The organism is Paenibacillus sp. FSL H7-689 (genome assembly GCF_000517905.1).
Taxonomy (GTDB): Bacteria; Bacillota; Bacilli; order Paenibacillales; family Paenibacillaceae; genus Paenibacillus; species Paenibacillus amylolyticus.
The window spans coordinates 14,032-31,004 of record NZ_ASPU01000026.1; the positions used below are offsets into that span (position 1 = coordinate 14,032).

14 protein-coding genes are annotated in these 16,973 nt (G+C 45.8%); 10 read left to right on the forward strand and 4 right to left on the reverse strand.

Translation table 11 applies throughout. The annotated features are described in order from the left end of the window. Nucleotides 1-2: 2 nt before the first annotated feature. Entirely contained in the window at nt 3-569 is a 567-nt protein-coding gene (locus C170_RS19510) for a nitroreductase family protein (RefSeq protein WP_036613319.1), read from the forward strand. Between the two features lie 21 nt (nt 570-590). On the opposite strand, the gene C170_RS19515 is transcribed toward C170_RS19510, so the two are convergent. Continuing rightward, nucleotides 591-2,048, reverse strand: a complete 1,458-nt coding sequence (locus tag C170_RS19515; protein WP_036613320.1) for a 4-hydroxyphenylacetate 3-hydroxylase family protein — start codon at nt 2,046-2,048, stop codon at nt 591-593. A gap of 202 nt (nt 2,049-2,250) precedes the next feature. After that, the gene (locus C170_RS30485) at nt 2,251-2,403 is read right to left on the reverse strand and encodes a DUF1540 domain-containing protein (RefSeq protein WP_074095586.1); all 153 of its coding nucleotides are present in this window, start codon (nt 2,401-2,403) and stop codon (nt 2,251-2,253) included. A 343-nt stretch (nt 2,404-2,746) separates the two neighbouring features. Between C170_RS30485 and C170_RS19520 the strand changes: the two genes are divergently transcribed. Further along, nucleotides 2,747-3,559, forward strand: a complete 813-nt coding sequence (locus tag C170_RS19520; RefSeq protein WP_036613321.1) for an AAA family ATPase — start codon at nt 2,747-2,749, stop codon at nt 3,557-3,559. 96 nt (nt 3,560-3,655) lie between these two features. Here C170_RS19520 and C170_RS19525 read toward each other — a convergent pair whose 3' ends face one another. After that, entirely contained in the window at nt 3,656-5,122 is a 1,467-nt protein-coding gene (locus C170_RS19525) for a HAMP domain-containing sensor histidine kinase (protein WP_036613323.1), read from the reverse strand. Next, nucleotides 5,107-5,793, reverse strand: a complete 687-nt coding sequence (locus C170_RS19530; protein ID WP_036613325.1) for a response regulator transcription factor — start codon at nt 5,791-5,793, stop codon at nt 5,107-5,109. Before C170_RS19530 ends, C170_RS19525 begins: the two co-directional genes overlap by 16 nt. Before the next feature lie 192 nt (nt 5,794-5,985). On the opposite strand from C170_RS19530, the gene C170_RS19535 reads away from it, so the two are divergent. From C170_RS19535 to C170_RS19570, 8 genes are all read left to right on the forward strand, one after another. Further along, on the forward strand, nt 5,986-6,702 hold the full coding sequence (locus tag C170_RS19535) for a YceI family protein (protein WP_036613327.1): 717 nt from the start codon (nt 5,986-5,988) through the stop codon (nt 6,700-6,702). A gap of 257 nt (nt 6,703-6,959) precedes the next feature. After that, nucleotides 6,960-11,336: a glycosyl hydrolase 53 family protein gene (locus C170_RS30180; protein WP_051447302.1), complete on the forward strand. Its 4,377-nt coding sequence runs from the start codon at nt 6,960-6,962 to the stop codon at nt 11,334-11,336. Between the two features lie 453 nt (nt 11,337-11,789). Then, entirely contained in the window at nt 11,790-12,833 is a 1,044-nt protein-coding gene (locus C170_RS19545; RefSeq protein ID WP_036613328.1) for an SPFH domain-containing protein, read from the forward strand. A gap of 71 nt (nt 12,834-12,904) precedes the next feature. Beyond that, a complete protein-coding gene (locus C170_RS19550; protein ID WP_036613340.1) occupies nt 12,905-13,879 on the forward strand; it encodes a sugar kinase in 975 nt (324 codons plus the stop codon). An 83-nt stretch (nt 13,880-13,962) separates the two neighbouring features. Next, nucleotides 13,963-14,676, forward strand: a complete 714-nt coding sequence (locus tag C170_RS19555) for a response regulator transcription factor (protein ID WP_036613329.1) — start codon at nt 13,963-13,965, stop codon at nt 14,674-14,676. Next, nucleotides 14,673-15,671 (forward strand): sensor histidine kinase, encoded by a 999-nt coding sequence (locus tag C170_RS19560; RefSeq protein WP_036613330.1) that lies wholly within the window; start codon nt 14,673-14,675, stop codon nt 15,669-15,671. Before C170_RS19555 ends, C170_RS19560 begins: the two co-directional genes overlap by 4 nt. Before the next feature lie 189 nt (nt 15,672-15,860). Beyond that, nucleotides 15,861-16,631, forward strand: a complete 771-nt coding sequence (locus C170_RS19565; protein ID WP_036613332.1) for an ABC transporter ATP-binding protein — start codon at nt 15,861-15,863, stop codon at nt 16,629-16,631. Continuing rightward, nucleotides 16,606-16,973, forward strand: a 368-nt coding sequence (locus tag C170_RS19570; protein ID WP_036613335.1) for an FtsX-like permease family protein, incomplete at its 3' end; no start/stop codon positions are given. The genes C170_RS19565 and C170_RS19570, both read left to right, overlap by 26 nt.

Below are 16,973 nucleotides of genomic sequence, written 5' to 3' on the forward strand. Positions count from 1 at the left end.
CAATGTCTACCGGTCTAAGTCAAGATATAAGCAGCAGCAAGAGACGTGCAGGAACTTGCGAATTCAGTCCGTTGCCAGTACCCCAGTCGGTTATACGAAAGTTGCTTGATGAAGCAGATCCTTCATTATATGTAATGAGTTCAGAACCTTGGAGGTTTATGTTGTTTGCAGGCGAAGGACGACAGCTTTATCTGGAAGCGGTCAGACAGAGCTATCCACCCCATCTGGCTGATCGCTACGGCGATTGGGCTACATATCAATACACGGAAGCAATTCCAACCCATCTGGTTGTCGTGGCGCCTAGAAATGCCCGTGAGGATGATCTTCTGCCGGCCAAAGCCTGGAGCAAACGCTTTAGTATTCTGGCTGCGGAACAGGGGTTGAATGCGGTCTGGAAGATCAATGATTATCAACAACATCCTGTGTTTATGAATTTAATGGGTTTGACAAGTGAAGAGAAGGTGCAGGGGGTATTCCATATCGGTTACGGAGACCAGCCTGCATTGCGGGATATGGATGCAAGCAGACCAGCCTCTGAACTGATGACGGTATATGACCATCTGGTCTAAAAAAATGATTCATTAGTTCTCTTATTTGCTGGTGTTGAATAGAAAATCACGAACGAGCTGACGATTCGTCTGATCTTTGTTGTAGACGGAGAACAACCGATTGGATACGGTAAGGACATTGCCAAAAAAGAATCGTTCGAATTGGGTCTGTCTGCCCCCGAATGAACCAGATCCAAGCTCCCAGATTAGGCGGAACAGAGCGTTGCGTTCGTGAGAAGCCATATCGTTCCCTTTCAGATATATATTCAGTGAAGGAGCGATATCGGATTGAAACTCTTCTTCCTGAGGGATCATAATCACCCCGCTCGAACCTAAGAGCTGCAGAATTTCAATCATCTCAGGATAAAGTTTCGGAAAAAGGAGATTGGCTGCCATCAATGGTTTGGGTGCAGGTAATACAAATCCTCTTCCGTCTGGTATTGCACCTGCCTCCGCGGCCAAGGCCAATGCTTTTAACGATTCAAGACCTGCGAACACACGTGCAGATTTCTCTATAACATGTGCTTCCGTATTCAGATCCAGCGTATCCGTGAGAAGCTGGATTGTACCGAGAACAAATTCCGTCTTGGCAATATAACGACACAATACCTGATGACCTGCGTGAATATGAAAGTTACTACCACTGAAGAGACGCGAGGATATTTCCTCACTTCCTGCAAAAAATATTCGTTCATGCGGAACGAGCACCCGGTCAAAGATGACGATATTGTCCATTTCTTCATATCTGGAACTCAGGGGATAATTAGTGTGGGATTTGGCTGCGTAGGTATCCCTGCATACGAGACTGATTCCTGGAAGATCATTGGGGACAGCAAAAGAGAATGCAAATGGATTTTCGTCATCAAATGGGGCGGGAGAAGGTGACGGATAGACAAATATCTCATCCGAAGTGGCAGCTTGTGTAGCCATCATGAATGCACCACTAATAATGAGACCTTCCTCGTTGCGATCTACGACCTTTGCGGCAATAGCATCTTCAGTAGCATCCAATTGCCCTGAGATCTTGCTGGCATATGGCTGAATGAAGGCATGGGATAACGTGATATCATGATCACGGCAGTACGCATAATAATTCTTGAGATTTTCTGCATACTGGGGAGATAATTCTTTCAGGAGATCGGCACCTGTGTAAAAGGACATTATGGCTGTATTCATGTAATCGGGTGAGCGACCAAGAAAGCCATGATGCACATTTGCCCAGATATTCATCCCTTCCCGTCGTTTACGGAGGTCGTCGGCACTGGTTGGAGGCAGGAAGGATATGCCCACAGGTTTGCCGTCTGCCGGGGAGGCATACGTCATCGTTTCTGCAAATTTAGGATCAGATTGTAGATCATACATGTACATCTGAGTCTCCATTAAACCTGCAAATGCTACATGTTCAGAGCGTTTTCCAGTAATAAGGTTACCTTTGTACCAGCAAGGGACGGACTGTGCATCAATTCGTTCGCGATACTGTGTGCCACTTTTAACAGGCATTGTTATTCACCTCTTGGTTCTAATCGTTCATGGGCATACTGACTTCTTACGTAGTGTACGTAGGTCATCTGTCCAATGTGCATTGAAGAGGTGAGAAGGATTTTTACAGAATAGGGCTTGATAATAATTATCATTCTTGTTACAATAGACAAAGAAAAAAGGAACCGGTAAGGGCTCCTTTAAGTGGATCAATTGAAATTACTTATTTTACTTCAAAAGTCTTGCAGTCTGTTTCAGCAGACTGACTTGCTTCTTTGGAACTGTGACTCACAATGTAGATCGAAGAAGCGTTACATTTGTTCTCTTGAGCCCAGTGACGACAGGAATTAACTTCACACAATACGTCTTTTGCCATGATTGTTAACCTCACTTTAATTGGATTACAGTCGTTGGTATAAAGAATCCGGATATAACAAGTTGCCGCTTGTTAATATGGAAAATTTTTGCTCTCGTGAAATTCGGAGGGCTTTTTTGCGTTATACACAACGATGCATACTTAGAATAGCAAATTTAATTGAAGCTTGCAACCAAATGCCCCCTTCTGTGGCAAAATAGTGGACGTGCTGTGGTTATATTTGCAAAAAGGCAGTAGTATGTTATTATTTAATAGTAATAATTACGATTAATAGTCTAATTGATTCTATATAAATTGAACTAAACAGTTACACGAAACCATAAATGAAGGAGCATGTGTATACATGAGCAAAATAAATCACATGAATCGGATTCCCCGCGCGAAAGGGATCGATATGGCTGCTTTTTACACGCCAAAAGAGTGTAGACGCAAAGCCCAGCATATTGTATTTTCCGCTGAAAATGAACGCATCATTAATGAATTTGTCACCATTCTGGGCATGAAGGAGAAGTTCAGAGAGCATGATGTATCAATCCCCAACAAAATGGTCATGTTCGGGCCTCCCGGTACGGGAAAAACATTAACGGCATCACATCTGGCGGAGCGCCTTGATCTGCCATTGGTTCTTGTGAGATTAGATGCGATCATTCATAGCCATCTTGGTGAGACGGGGAGTAACATACGTAAGTTATTCGAATATGCACGAATGAATCCCTGTGTGTTATTTCTGGATGAATTTGATGCCATAGGCCGGACACGTGAGAGCAATGATGAAGTGAAAGAGATGGCTCGTGTCGTCAATACGTTGTTGCAATGTCTGGACGAATTCGATGGGGACAGTATTCTGGTGGCTGCGACGAATCTGGAAACCCAGCTGGATCACGCCATCTGGCGGCGGTTTGATACGAAGATGACCTACGGTATGCCTGATGATTCGAGTCGCAAATTGTATATCAGCAAATTGGTAGGGGCATTTGAACAGGAGACTCGGCTGGAAGATTACATATGTGAACGCTTGACTGGGTGCAGTTATGCGGATATAGAGCAGATCGTTCTGAAAGCAAAGCGGAAAGCAATCATTGCCAGTAGTGCACTTCATAAGCAACTGATCTCGGATGCTTACGATGAATACAGACCACGTGTATTAGAGTGTTGATTGCTTCCGTTCTGGATAAAGCAACAAAGAACAACGTTGAACTAGCCCAGTCTCCTGAATGGAGTTCTGGGCTAATTGTCATGTTAGCAAGGTGCATTATACTTTAACGGCTGCTCCGTATGCTTTTTCTGTATTCATGGCTTCTTGTGTTGCAGTCCAGCGTGGCAGGCTTAATCTGAACATGCTGCCTTCCGGGCTGCTGGAGACAAGTGTCAGTTCACCGCCCTGTTCCTGAGCGAGTAGGCGGCTATATGTTAATCCTAGACCCAGGCCGCGGTTACGACGTTTTTTGAGTTCTCCACGATAGAACCGTTCGAAAATTTTGGGTTGTTCTTCGGCTGCGATGCCTGTGCCGTAGTCTTTAACATCAACGTACAGCATCTGTTCTTCTGTACTTAGATAAATGTCGAAGACAGTTTTCTGTTCAGGAGCTGTGGCATGAAGTGCGTTATTAAGCAAATTGACAATGATCTGCTGAATGCGGAGAGCATCCCCCATGGTAAAAAAGTTAATTGGAGGGGCGTGCAGCTGAACCTCTGGCATTTTGTCCTCATACGCAATCTTCCACTGATAGATGATCTCACCGACCAACAGTTTCAGATCCGTCCGTTCCTTGCGAACGGTAACACTTCCTGCAGCCATGGCGTTATAGTCAAGCAAATCTGCGACCATTCGCTCCATGCGTTCAGATTCCTTCAAAGCGATATCCAAAAATTCTTTACCTTCCTGTGGACTTACGACATCGTCACGTACTGCCATAACGAGCCCCTTGATGGAAGTTACCGGTGTCTTGAGTTCATGACTTACCCCTGCCAGCGAAAGTGTACGCCATTCTTCAAGTTGTTGGAGACGAGTGGCCATATCGCGAAATGAATTTACAAGTTCATTAATCTCACGTTCTCGTGTATTCAAGTCAAGACTCACATCATAATTGCCACCTCGAATCTGTTCAGCGGCATAGGCGACCTGACGAATCGGTCTGGATAACTTTTTGGACAGGAGATAGATTGTAAACCATCCACAGAGGATTAGTCCTCCGAGGATTAGAGCCACGAGCCATATCGTCTCTGGACCAAATGTAATGGATTGTTTGGACTGCATGACCCACACTTTACCCAAGGTTTGATCGCCCTCGGATATGTTGACCGTTACACCTGCATATTTGTTGTTTCGAGGTTCAAGATAATCGTCTGACAGTCGATAATGCACATCTTTTTGCTCCATTTTAGGCTGGGAAAAGATCAATTGATTGTTGTTGTCCAAGATCATGACACAAAAATAATTATCTGTGTTGAATAGTTTCTCTCGCTTGGTTACCAGTCTGTCCAGATCGGGTGGAACCCGAAGCATATTATTTTCACTGGTCACTCGATCGGCAATCTCCAGCCCAAGCAGTTCTGCGGTTTTGAGGCTTTTCTCAATGGAAGTTGTCCGAATCCAGTAGAGTGCCCCTGCCACAATAATCGTGAAACCAATGCATAAAATGAGAAAATATCGCAGTGTCCAGTGTGACAGAATGGATATCGTGCGTTTGGGTTTCTTCTGTTTCAGTTGGCGATCCAAAATTGATACCCCATTCCTCGCAACGTCCGAATTTCTCCCGTCTCTGGCGACCAGTGGGAGAGGGCTTGACGTAGTCGTTTAATCGATAGATCCACAGCACGGTCACTGCCATCGTAGTCCATCCCCCATACCTGTTCAATAAGGTGATCCCTGGTAAATGTACGATTCGGATAATCGGACAGGAAGAACAGTAACGACAGGTCACGAGGTGTGAGTGCAACCTCTGCACCGTTCAGCAGCACCTGCTTGGCAGCAAGATCAATGACGAGATTTCCAAAGGAACGCTTCTCTTCGCCACCTGAGGTCCAATGTGGATTACGGCGCAACACCGCATTAACTCTGGCGACCACTTCTTCCGGTACAAAAGGTTTGCTCATATAATCGTCAGCACCGGCATTTAGTCCGTTGAGACGGTCTGAAATGTCATCCAGTGCAGTTAGCATGATCACGGGACAAGCACTTTTTTCACGAATAATCCGCAGCAGATCCCATCCGTCCATTCCTGGCAGCATCACATCAAGTAATACAAGGGAAGGCGTTACGGTATCAAAAAGGGTCAGTGCAGTCGGTCCATCTGCTGCATGATGAACTTCAAATTCTGCTTTTCTCAGATAAGCAGCCAATACTCGTGCAATAGCTTGCTCATCCTCGACGATAAGTATGGATTTCAAAAAAGCCGTTCTCCTTTCGCTTTGTAAACTTGTACTGATTTTACATGAGCCAGAGCGTAAAGCCAATCCTGTATTACGGATTTGAAAAAAATATGTGACTTGTCTTATCTTGACTTCTTCCTGACACATTCAATTGATATGATTCACTCCAAGAAGCAACCTAAACAATCATGTACTGGAGGAAACATAGAGATGAACAAGAAAGCAAAAGCATGGCTTATTACAGGTGTAGCGGCGGTTGCCGTAATCGGTGGCGGTGGTTACTATATCACAAACAGTTACTTGGGGAACAACGTGGAGATTGAGCAGGTGCTTCCTGCGAGCACAGCGACTTCCACCACAGCTGTAGATAGCACAGGAACGGTTGTAGCCAATGAAACTGCTGGAGCAGAGCAACTGAACGGAGACTGGAGCATCAGCGAAGGTTCGAAAGTATATTTCTCCGTAACCACATCGCAGGAGACCGTTAACTTTGTGGACGAGCAGGTAACAGGCAATTGGACAATTAATGTAGACGATGCTGCTCAGATGAAGGCAGAAGGACAGATCGAGATGGACGGAATTGATTCCGGGAATGGACAGCGTGATGGTCACGTGAAGCAAGCCGATTTCTTCGATGTCGCTACATATCCACAAGCTACATTTACAGCGACTTCATTTGAAGGGGTACCTGCGGAATGGCCTGTCGGTCAAACGGTTGATATCAAAATGAATGGTACCATTACGGTTAAAGGTATTGAAAAAGAAGTAACCTTTGACGCAAAAGCTGCTTATGAGAATAATGCAGTATTGTTGTCGGCAACATCGATGGTAACGTTCGAAGATTTCGGAATGGAAAATCCACACTCCGTTGTGCTCTCGACTGAAAATGATATCCAGGTACAACTTGAATTGAAACTTACTAAATAAGTGTAACAATGATCATATACCTGAGAATCTGTTCTGTTCTGCCTTAGGGTGGACGGACAGATTTTTTGCTTTCTTTTGCAAAATAGCGTGATCGATATAGCTCAAATGTAACTATCACAGGATCACATTGTTAAAATAACTGCTGTTTCCTTTGGATTATGCCGTGTCGCCTATCACTATTAAGCGCTTACAATGAGGAGGATTCATAACATTCATTGATCCATGCACAATCAAACACAAAAAGGGGGAGATCAAGAGTGAATAAGAGTTACATAAGCGGGTGTCTGGTATTACTAATGCTGTTCTGTGATCTGGGGTTGATGGTTCGTCCAGCGGCTGCAGAAGATGCAAAAGTGAACGTGGCACTTAATAAGGCGGTTACGGTAAGCACAGAATATTTGGAGTGGGAGAGTAAAAAGGAGCACTTGGTTGATGGTAAAAGTGACACGCATTGGACTGCTAAGGCGGGAGTTACATCCGAACAACCACAGTGGGCAATGATTGATCTGGGTGAAGACTACAATCTGTCCGGAGCGGAAATAACGTGGAGAGAAAACACGGTTGTGAAATATATGGTAGAAACGTCTGCTGACCAGCAGGCATGGACCAAAGTTGTTGATCAAAATGAAAATGCCGATCCCAAACAGATCGCTGATCTGACGTTTCAGCAGAAAGATGTACGATACATCAGACTGAACATCTCCTTTTACAAGGGTGAGGGAGTTTGGCCGGAAATATTGGAGTTCAAAGTGTGGGGAGAAGCAGAAGGAACTGAACCAGCCAATATTAAAGGATATGATGAGATCGAAGTGAGAACGGTGACCAGAAGTGCGCCAATTCTGCCCAACGAGGTAAAGGCACAGTTTCAGAATGAAAAATCGGGAATGGTACCTGTGACTTGGGATCATATCGACCCTATGCAATACGCCTCTGCAGGCGAATTTACGGTAACAGGAGTTGTATATGGTGCGCCTCCAGAACCTCAGCTTAAAGCTAAGGTGATCGTTGAGGGATATCGTGCAGACTATGTTAGAGGTGTTGATATTTCCACGTTGACTGCCATTGAGGACAAAGGCGGCAAATACGTGGACAGCAACGGTACAGAGCGTGATTTGCTCGATATTCTCAAGGATCGCGGTGTCAATTATGTGCGTCTTCGTCTGTGGAATGATCCACAGAAATCAGGGGGATACAACGACAAGGACGATGTCATTCGTTTGGCCGAGCGGGTGAAGAAAAAAGGTATGAAGATCCTGTTGGATTTCCACTACTCGGATGAGTGGGCGCACCCGGGCCAGCAGCTTCGTCCCAAAGCTTGGGAAGGTCTTTCGCCCGAAGAGCTGAAGCAGGCCGTATACAACTACACATATGAAGTTGTGCGAGAAATGAAAGCTAAGGGCGCCATGCCTGATATGGTGCAGATTGGTAATGAGATCAACAGTGGTGTTCTGAACGGCTTGAGCAGTGACGTGGATTTCGAGCAAAATGTTGCATTGCTAAAAAGCGGAGTTGATGCTGTACGTGCAGTAGAAGGAGAGATCACCGATAACGCGGATAAGGTGAAGATTATGATCCATCTGGCTGAAGGTGGCAAGGTGGATACGTTCGACTGGTATTTCAGTGAGCTGGAGAAACGCGAACTGAAGTACGATATCATCGGACTTTCCTATTATCCGTTCTGGCATGGGACATTTGCCGATGTGCAGAAGACCATGAATAAAGTATCTGACAAGTTCAAAAAAGACGTGATTATTGCCGAGACTTCGTATCCATTTTCATATAAAAACGGGGATGCACACGGCAATATCATTGGATCGGATGAAGCGCTTCATGTAGGGGGAGCAGACTTCCCCGCAACCGTTCAAGGTCAATATGATGCCATCGCTGGCATTATGGACATGATTGCGAACGTACCAGGAAATCACGGCGCAGGTTTTTTCTACTGGGAGCCAGCGTGGATTCCGGCGGGAGTAGGCTGGATTGCATCCGAAGGTAATGCATGGGAGAACCAAGCGATGTTTGACTACGATGAATTTCCGGCCAACGGCGGGCATTCGTATGAAGGCAGAGCGTTATGGTCCCTTGATGTGTACAAACGCGGACTGGGTATTCTGCCCGCAGACCGCCAGCAACTGGATGCGGCACTTACACGAGCCAAATCATTGGTACAGAATGATTTTACTCTGGATAGCTGGGTGACTCTGGCTCCGGCAATCTCGGCAGCGAATGATGTATACCAACAGGCATACACGCCGGGTGGGGTAACTCAATCAGATACAGATGCAGCGACAACAGCATTGGAACGTGTGATGCAGCTGATGCAGGTTATCGCTCCGCAGCTTGACGAGCTCAGAGCCAAAATAGCGGAAGCGCGTACGTATCAGCAGGCTGACTGGTCTCAGGCCACTTGGGCGGTATTGACCAAAGCGCTGGAAGGCGCTGAGCAGGTCTTGAATGATCCAAGAGCAACACAGACGGATGCGAATACAGCGCTTAAACGTTTGGATGATGCCATTGATGGTCTATCCAATGTGGACAAAACACAACTGCACCAGTACATTCAACAAATGCAGCAGCAGACTAAATCTTCCTATACACGCCGGAGCTGGTCTGTATTGGAACAGTCTTTGCAGGCAGCGATTCAGGTCCGAGATAACAATGCTGTTGTCCAGTCTGAGGTGAATTCAGCACTGAGTACGTTGAAACAAGCCTTTACTAGTCTGGTCTCTCTGGAGGCTTTAACAACGGGAAAAACGGCAACAGCTTCAAGTAGTGCAGGGACAGGAGGCAATCAAGCCAACTCTCCTGAAGGTGCAATTGACAACAATCCGAACACTTCATGGGGGACCGATAAGAGTATTGACAGCTTGTGGCAAGTGGATTTGGGGCAAGTCGCAAACCTGCGCAAGATCGAGATGTCGATGTGGAGTGGCGGCATCAAATATACGATCGAAGTGTCCAACGATAACAAAAATTTTGTGAAAGTAGTGGACACCACAAGTGATGTTGTTGTATCGACCGCACCTAGCCATGTACTTCCAGAAGGCACGGAGGGACGTTATATTCGGGTAACGATTAAAACAGGTCCCACCTGGGTAGGATTCATGGAATTTGAAGCATATGGTACGTTCCCGGCGGACAAATCTGCACTGCAAGCTACTGTAGATACCGCTGAGAAATTAAAACAAACCGAATACACGACTTCAAGCTGGAATGTATTTAGTAAGGCACTTTCTGAAGCGAAAGCATTCATTCTGGATGTTGAATCTTCAACGCAAGATGTAAGCAATGCGGATCGTGCGTTACAAGATGCTGTGAGTAAGCTTGTACGTCAAGATGTAACACCTGGCCCTGGCCAGCCATCAGAACCAAGTGTACCTTCACAACCTTCCAACCCGGGAACAGCTCCTTCAACGGGGAATCCGGCTGTAACACCACCGGTTGAACCTAGTAATCCGCCAGTTAAGGGTCTAATAACGGTAAAAGGAACAGCAACCGGGAATGACAAGTATGCGATTCGTCCAGATGTATCTCAATTAACCCAGGCACTGCAATCCATGGATGCAGGAAATCGTACGTTGAAACTGTTTGCAGATGTACCCGACACAGCCAAGACAGTCACATTCCAGTTGGCTGCAAGTCAACTGGCGGAATGGATTCGTTCCGAGGAAGTGAAATCCCTGGATGTAGTTGTAGGACAGACTACCGTTCGTGTTCCTCTAAAATCACTCCCGCTAACTATTGCGGAGACTGAGGGAACGTTCGACATCGTAGTAGCAAAAGGTTCGACAGATACATTGTCCACATCGCAAAAAGCAACGATCGGAAATCATACGATTGTTGATGTGAATTTGTTAATGAACAATAAGCCATTGCAATGGACAAACAGAGCGGTAGAAGTTGCCCTATCCAATGTAGAGCAACCTAAAAAGAATGATTTAGTTATGGTTGTGCATTCCATATCTGCAAGTGGAGAAATGAAACCTGTTACGTATTCCAAGTACGATGATAAGACCAAAACGATGACGTTCAAACCGCTGGAATCCAGCAGTTATGTCATTGCAGAAGTTGAAGTACCATTAAATGATCTGCAAAATCACAATTGGGCTCTCCAAGAGGTGCAGAACCTATATGGTAAAGGGATTATTACGGGGATGAGCGCAACTCGTTTTGCCCCGCAAGGTGAACTGACTAGAGCACAATTTTTGCAAATGATTATTAAAGGTATTGGTGATACACGCCAGCCGGATCCATCTATCTCAGTCCCAACGGATGTGAAGGAAGGGCAGTGGTATGCCGATTCAGTACGACTTGGAATTGAAATGAACATTATTCAAGGCCGGGCAGATGGAAGCTTCGGAGCCAATGAACGTATTTCGCGAGAAGACATGGCCGTTATGCTGAACAGAGCACTGAAGGTTGTCCAGCGTGAGGATTCGGCCAATTCTGTACAAGGAAATATGGTGTTTGTAGACAATGATGAGATCGCCGGATATGCAAAAGAAGCTGTAGCCTCGATGCAACAACTTGGACTGCTAAATGGCATGCCTGATGGCACGTTTGCTCCGAAAGAAACAGCAAACCGTGCACAAGGGGCTGTTGCAGTCGCCAGAATGATGGAACAACTGTATTAGAGATAGTTAGAAAAGTCCGCTTTTGATTACGAAAGGTGCCTAATGGCATCATTAACACGTATGAATAGAAAATAACGAAGCAGGTAAAGAGATCGGATCATAGGATTCGGTCTCTTTATTTTTTGTGAAAAGAGATTATATAAGTTTAACTATTGATTTACACGATAACGGAGAGGACAGAAAAAACTGAAAAAGCGAAGCGTTCGCCTTTATCACCGGATTTTCCCTTTAGAAAAGGGAATCGAAAAAATCTGGGGATAACAGCGATTAGAAGGTTAATCTGTCATCGGAGTGTCAGTGTAAATAATCTTTAGTTCAACTTATATAGAACGGACCCGCTTTCTTTAAATAGGCATATAAACATTTTGTTAATGTCGTATTGACAATATTGAATCCGTTTGTTATCATTTCGATAATATCAAAACGACAATATTAAGAAATGGGGAATGAGCCATGTTTGGATTCCGATTTGCGAAGTTTCAACCCAGTGAATATGTCATGAAAGTGAAAAATGGTGAGGTACAACGTCAAGGTGTCGGATTGTCCTTCTATTATTATGAGCCGACCACATCGGTAGTGGTTCTACCCGTATCCTCGGTGGATGTACCGTTCATGTTCGAAGAGATTACAGCGGACTATCAGACGGTTACTGTGCAGGGGCAATTAAGCTATCGAATTGTGGATTATTTGAAAATAACCCAGAGCCTGAATTACACGTACAATTTGCGCAAGAATCGGTATATTTCCGACGACCCCGGCAAGCTGGATCAACGGGTGATCACCACAGCGAAAGTACTGACCAAGAAACATCTGGAACAAATGCCGCTGAAAGAAGCTATTCAATCCAGTGAACGTCTGGCTAGCAGCATGAAACGAGAAGTTGTGCAAAGTGAAGAATTGGAGAAACTGGGCGTTGAGTTGATGAGTCTATCGATACTTGCCATTCTGCCTAATAAAGAGACGATGCGTGCATTGGAAGCACAAGCGCGGGAAGAGATTTTGCGTCAGGCAGATGAAGCGCTCTATGTACGTCGCAATGCCTCCATTGAACAGGAAAGACGAGTGAAAGAGAATGAACTGAACACCGAAATTGCCATAGAGACGAAGAAACAGCAGATTCGTGAGACCCAATTGCAGGCTGAGCGCTCGGTGAAACAGAAACAAAATGAGATGGAGCAGGAGCAGCTTCAGTTCAATACAGCGATGGAGGAACGGAAGCAGCAACTGATTGAGTTAACCATTGCCAATCACAATGCCGAAGCAGATGCCAAAGCCTATGAGATTGCTGCCGTAATGAATTCATTGCAAAATGTACAGCCGAATGTACTGCAAGCAATGGCGAACATGGGCATGAATTCTGATAAGCTGATCGCACTTGCGTTCCAGGAACTGGCTGAAAATGCGGGCAAGATTGGGCAACTTAATATCTCGCCGGATCTGTTGCAGGGATTGATGTCTCCTGCGCCGGGCCGAGATCAGGGAGGACGAGCGAGATGAGATTAGGAAGAAGAGAGCAAGCGGAGCAGGCAGGGAAATCAGTACGTCAGCAGGCCACAACGGACGATCGGATGAGTGAACACAAGCTGATTCTGGTGAAACGCCGGACCCGACTGGAAGAGCTGGTGGTTCGATATAACACGGTGCAGCAAGCTCAGTTCTATATTGAACGTCTGGGCGCAGACTTCAGTGATTATATGGAGGAAGACCGTCGTTATCGACAATCCGTGCAGCAGGCACAGCAGCAGATGGGACAATTGGGCCGCGTTCAGACGATTGATCGGGAACATGTACCCAATTTTATCTTTGGAGAGCAAGATATCGTGGTCGTGGTTGGACAGGATGGGCTTGTGGCCAATACCCTCAAATACGTAACCGAGCAGCCGCTCATCGGTGTGAATCCGGACCCGATGCGTTGGGATGGGGTATTATTACCTTTTACCGTGGAGGATCTCAGCTTCATTGTTCCTGATGTCATTCGAAAGCAACGAACCTTGAAAGAAGTCACTCTCGCCAAAGTTGAACTCAATGATGGACAGTATCTATATGGTGTGAATGATCTGTTCATTGGTCGGAAGACGCATGTATCGGCTCGTTATGAAGTGCGTTTGGGTTCATCCACAGAACAACAATCTTCTAGTGGCATCATTGTATCCACAGGCATGGGATCGACAGGCTGGTTCAAAAGTGTGCTGGCCGGAGCCACCGGAATTGTAGGGTCCGCTGCATGGCAGAACATGAATTCTGAAGCAGAGGTCGCTACAGCATCGGCATCCATTCATGGGAGCAGGCAAGAGCTGAATCATTTTAACTGGGATGCGCCGTACTTATATTTTTCAGTACGTGAACCTTTTCCGAGCCGAACGACTGCGGTCAATCTCGTGTTTGGGCAGATCCATTCAAAACAACCACTGCACATTGTATCCCAGATGCCAGAGGATGGTGTTATTTTCAGCGATGGGGTCGAGCAGGACTTTCTTGAGTTTAACTCAGGGGTGGAAGCCATCATTGGGTTGGCAGAGAAGAGAGGGCGTCTCGTGGTCTAAAGCTTTATTTTCAAGCCGTTTCCGACTAAAATGGGTAACTAGATGTGATACACTGACGTCAGGAAACGGAAAGAGGGTTAACGATGCAGTCGATATTGTTGGTTGAAGATGATGCCAAGCTAGCAGGATTGCTGGCGGCTTATCTGACCCGAAATGGATTCCAGGTACAGGTCACAGATGATTTTCGTCATGTATTGGATGAATTCGTGAAGATGGAACCGGATCTGGTGCTGATGGATGTGAACTTGCCTCAATATGATGGCTACTATTGGTGCAGACAGATACGCACACATTCCATATGTCCCATTTTATTCATATCGGCTCGTGATAGTGGTATGGATCAGATTATGGCGTTGGAACATGGAGCGGATGATTATATTACAAAACCTTTTCAATATGAAGTTGTTCTTGCCAAAGTCCGTAGTCAGCTGCGCAGAGCCTATGGTTCTTACGCTGCTGTTCAACAGGAAGTGAAGGTGAAGAACGGTCCCATGATCCTTTATCCTGAGCGATTTGTATTGGAATATGATGAGCGTTCTACCGAGCTGACACAGAAGGAAGCGATACTGGTGGAAGCGCTGATGGCGAAGGCAGGGCGAGTTGTCAGCCGAGAAAAATTGTTAGAACAGATGTGGGAAGATCAGCATTTTATTGATGATAATACGTTGAATGTCTATATTACACGTGTTCGCCGGAAGTTGAAGGAGCTGGGTGCAGAAGAGATTTTGGAGACGGTTCGCGGAGCGGGTTATCGTGTGTTGGATCTGGATTCATCCGCACAGGGGAAAGGGAAATGAGACTTTTCCTGAAAGACCACCTGATGTTAGTCGGATTTTATGTGTTACAGATGCTGCTCGTTCCGTGTGTCTACTGGCTCTCTGGTGAGGGCCGTCCGATGAAGATTGTCCTTTATGGCATGCTGATCAGTATCGTGGTATTGATGGTTTATCTGGTCATTCGTTACTTCCAGTTGCGAGCATATTACCGTCTACTTCAACAACCACGCAAACTGGTAAACGAGCCTTTCCAAGCGCTTGGAAATTCGGGTGTGGCGGAAGCCATCCAGGAATTATTACATGAACTGGAGCGTAATCGGCAGAACGAGATGGGTCAGTTACGTACTAGCAAGGATCAGCAGGTGGTATTCATGAATCGCTGGGTTCATCAGATGAAGACCCCGTTGTCCATTATCCAACTGACCTTGGAAGATGTAGAAGATGAGACGGCGGGCAGTATTCAGGATGAGCTGGATAAAATGCGCAAAGGACTTGAAATGGTCTTGCATTCATCAAGGCTTGAACAGTTCGAAGGGGATTTTCGTGTGGAGCTGTTGTCTCTGCATGAGGTGCTTCGGAGTAGCATTGCAGAGAACCGACGTTTGTTTATTCGCAGAGGCATTACGCCGGATATCCGTATGGAGGGCGACCTTCAGATCTACAGTGATTCCAAGTGGCTGCGGTTCATGTTCACCCAGATTTTGACCAATGCCGTGAACTATTCCGATAGCAAATCAGGCAAAAAAGTGATCATTATCGGCTATAAACAGGAAGAGCGTACAATCCTGGACATTCAGGATGAGGGAATCGGCATCTCGTCTGAGGATATTCATCGCGTATTCAATCCCTATTTTACAGGTGAACGGGGCAGACAATATCACGAATCTACTGGAATGGGATTATATCTGGTTCGTGAGATCAGTGCCCGCCTGGATAACCGTGTGGAGTTGTTTTCGGAGCCAAATGAGGGAACGTTGGTCAGATTCAGCTGGATTCATTCGAAATATCCGAAGTAAAGAGCGCTTTGCCCATGGGCGAGGTGCTTTTTTTAATGGACAGAAGTGTGATAGAGAAGGCAGGGGAACAGAACCTTAAACGCGTTGTAAGGGAAGTTTAAGGTAATTCGATAGCACCGTTACGGGAGGTCAGTTAGGATAAGAATAGAATTAACGTATAAAGAATGACGGATTAGGAGGGAATTACGCATGGAAATGTTACAGGTATCAGGACTGAACAAAGTATATCAGGGCAAAGTGCAGACTCAAGCCCTTAGTGATATTCATCTGACAATCAAACAAGGTGAATTTGTGGGTATTATGGGCCCGTCGGGCAGTGGCAAAACCACATTGTTAAACATGGTCTCCACCATTGATGAACCCAGCTCGGGCAAGGTGCTGATTAATGGCATGAACCCGTTTGATATGAAAAAGAAAGAACTTGCCATGTTCCGACGTCGGGAACTCGGATTTGTCTTTCAGGATTTCAATCTGTTGGACACGTTGACTGTTGCTGAGAATATTGTACTTCCATTGACACTGGACAAGGTCAAACTGAAGGAGATGGAGAGCAGACTACATCGCATTACAGCGAAGCTTGGGATTGATCATATTCTGGATAAACGAGTCTACGAAATTTCGGGTGGACAGCGACAACGAACAGCCATTGCGAGATCCATGATCAATATGCCTTCGATTGTTTTGGCGGATGAACCCACCGGTGCCCTGGATTCTACGTCATCCCAAGCGGTCATGGAGTCACTTGAACAGATGAACCAGCAGGAGAAAACAACTATTATGTTGGTCACACATGACCCGCTTGCGGCAAGTTATTGCAACCGCATCGTGTTCATTAAGGACGGAAAGCTGGCAGCCGAGGTACACCGTGGAGATAATCGACAGACGTTTTTCCAGCGGATCATTGATACTTTATCCTTCTGGGGAGGGAATTCACATGAGCTTTCCTCAGTTCGCGTTTAACAATATTCGCCGGAATGGGCGAGCGTATATTGCTTTTTTTCTAAGTAGTGTGTTTATGGTCATGATATTCTTCGCTTATGCGGTGTTCATTTATCATCCGTATGTGACAGAGTTACCGATGGGTGACACAACCGCTACGGGAATGCAGATCGCTTCAATTATCGTATATGTGTTTGCATTTTTCTTTGTTATGTATTCCATCAGTGCTTTTCTCAAATCTCGGAATAAAGAGTTTGGCATTCTGACCATACTTGGTGCAGAACCCGCACAGATTCGGAGATTGGTCATTTTGGAAAACATGTTGATCGGCTGCCTGTCCATTATTGCCGGTATCGGCGGAGG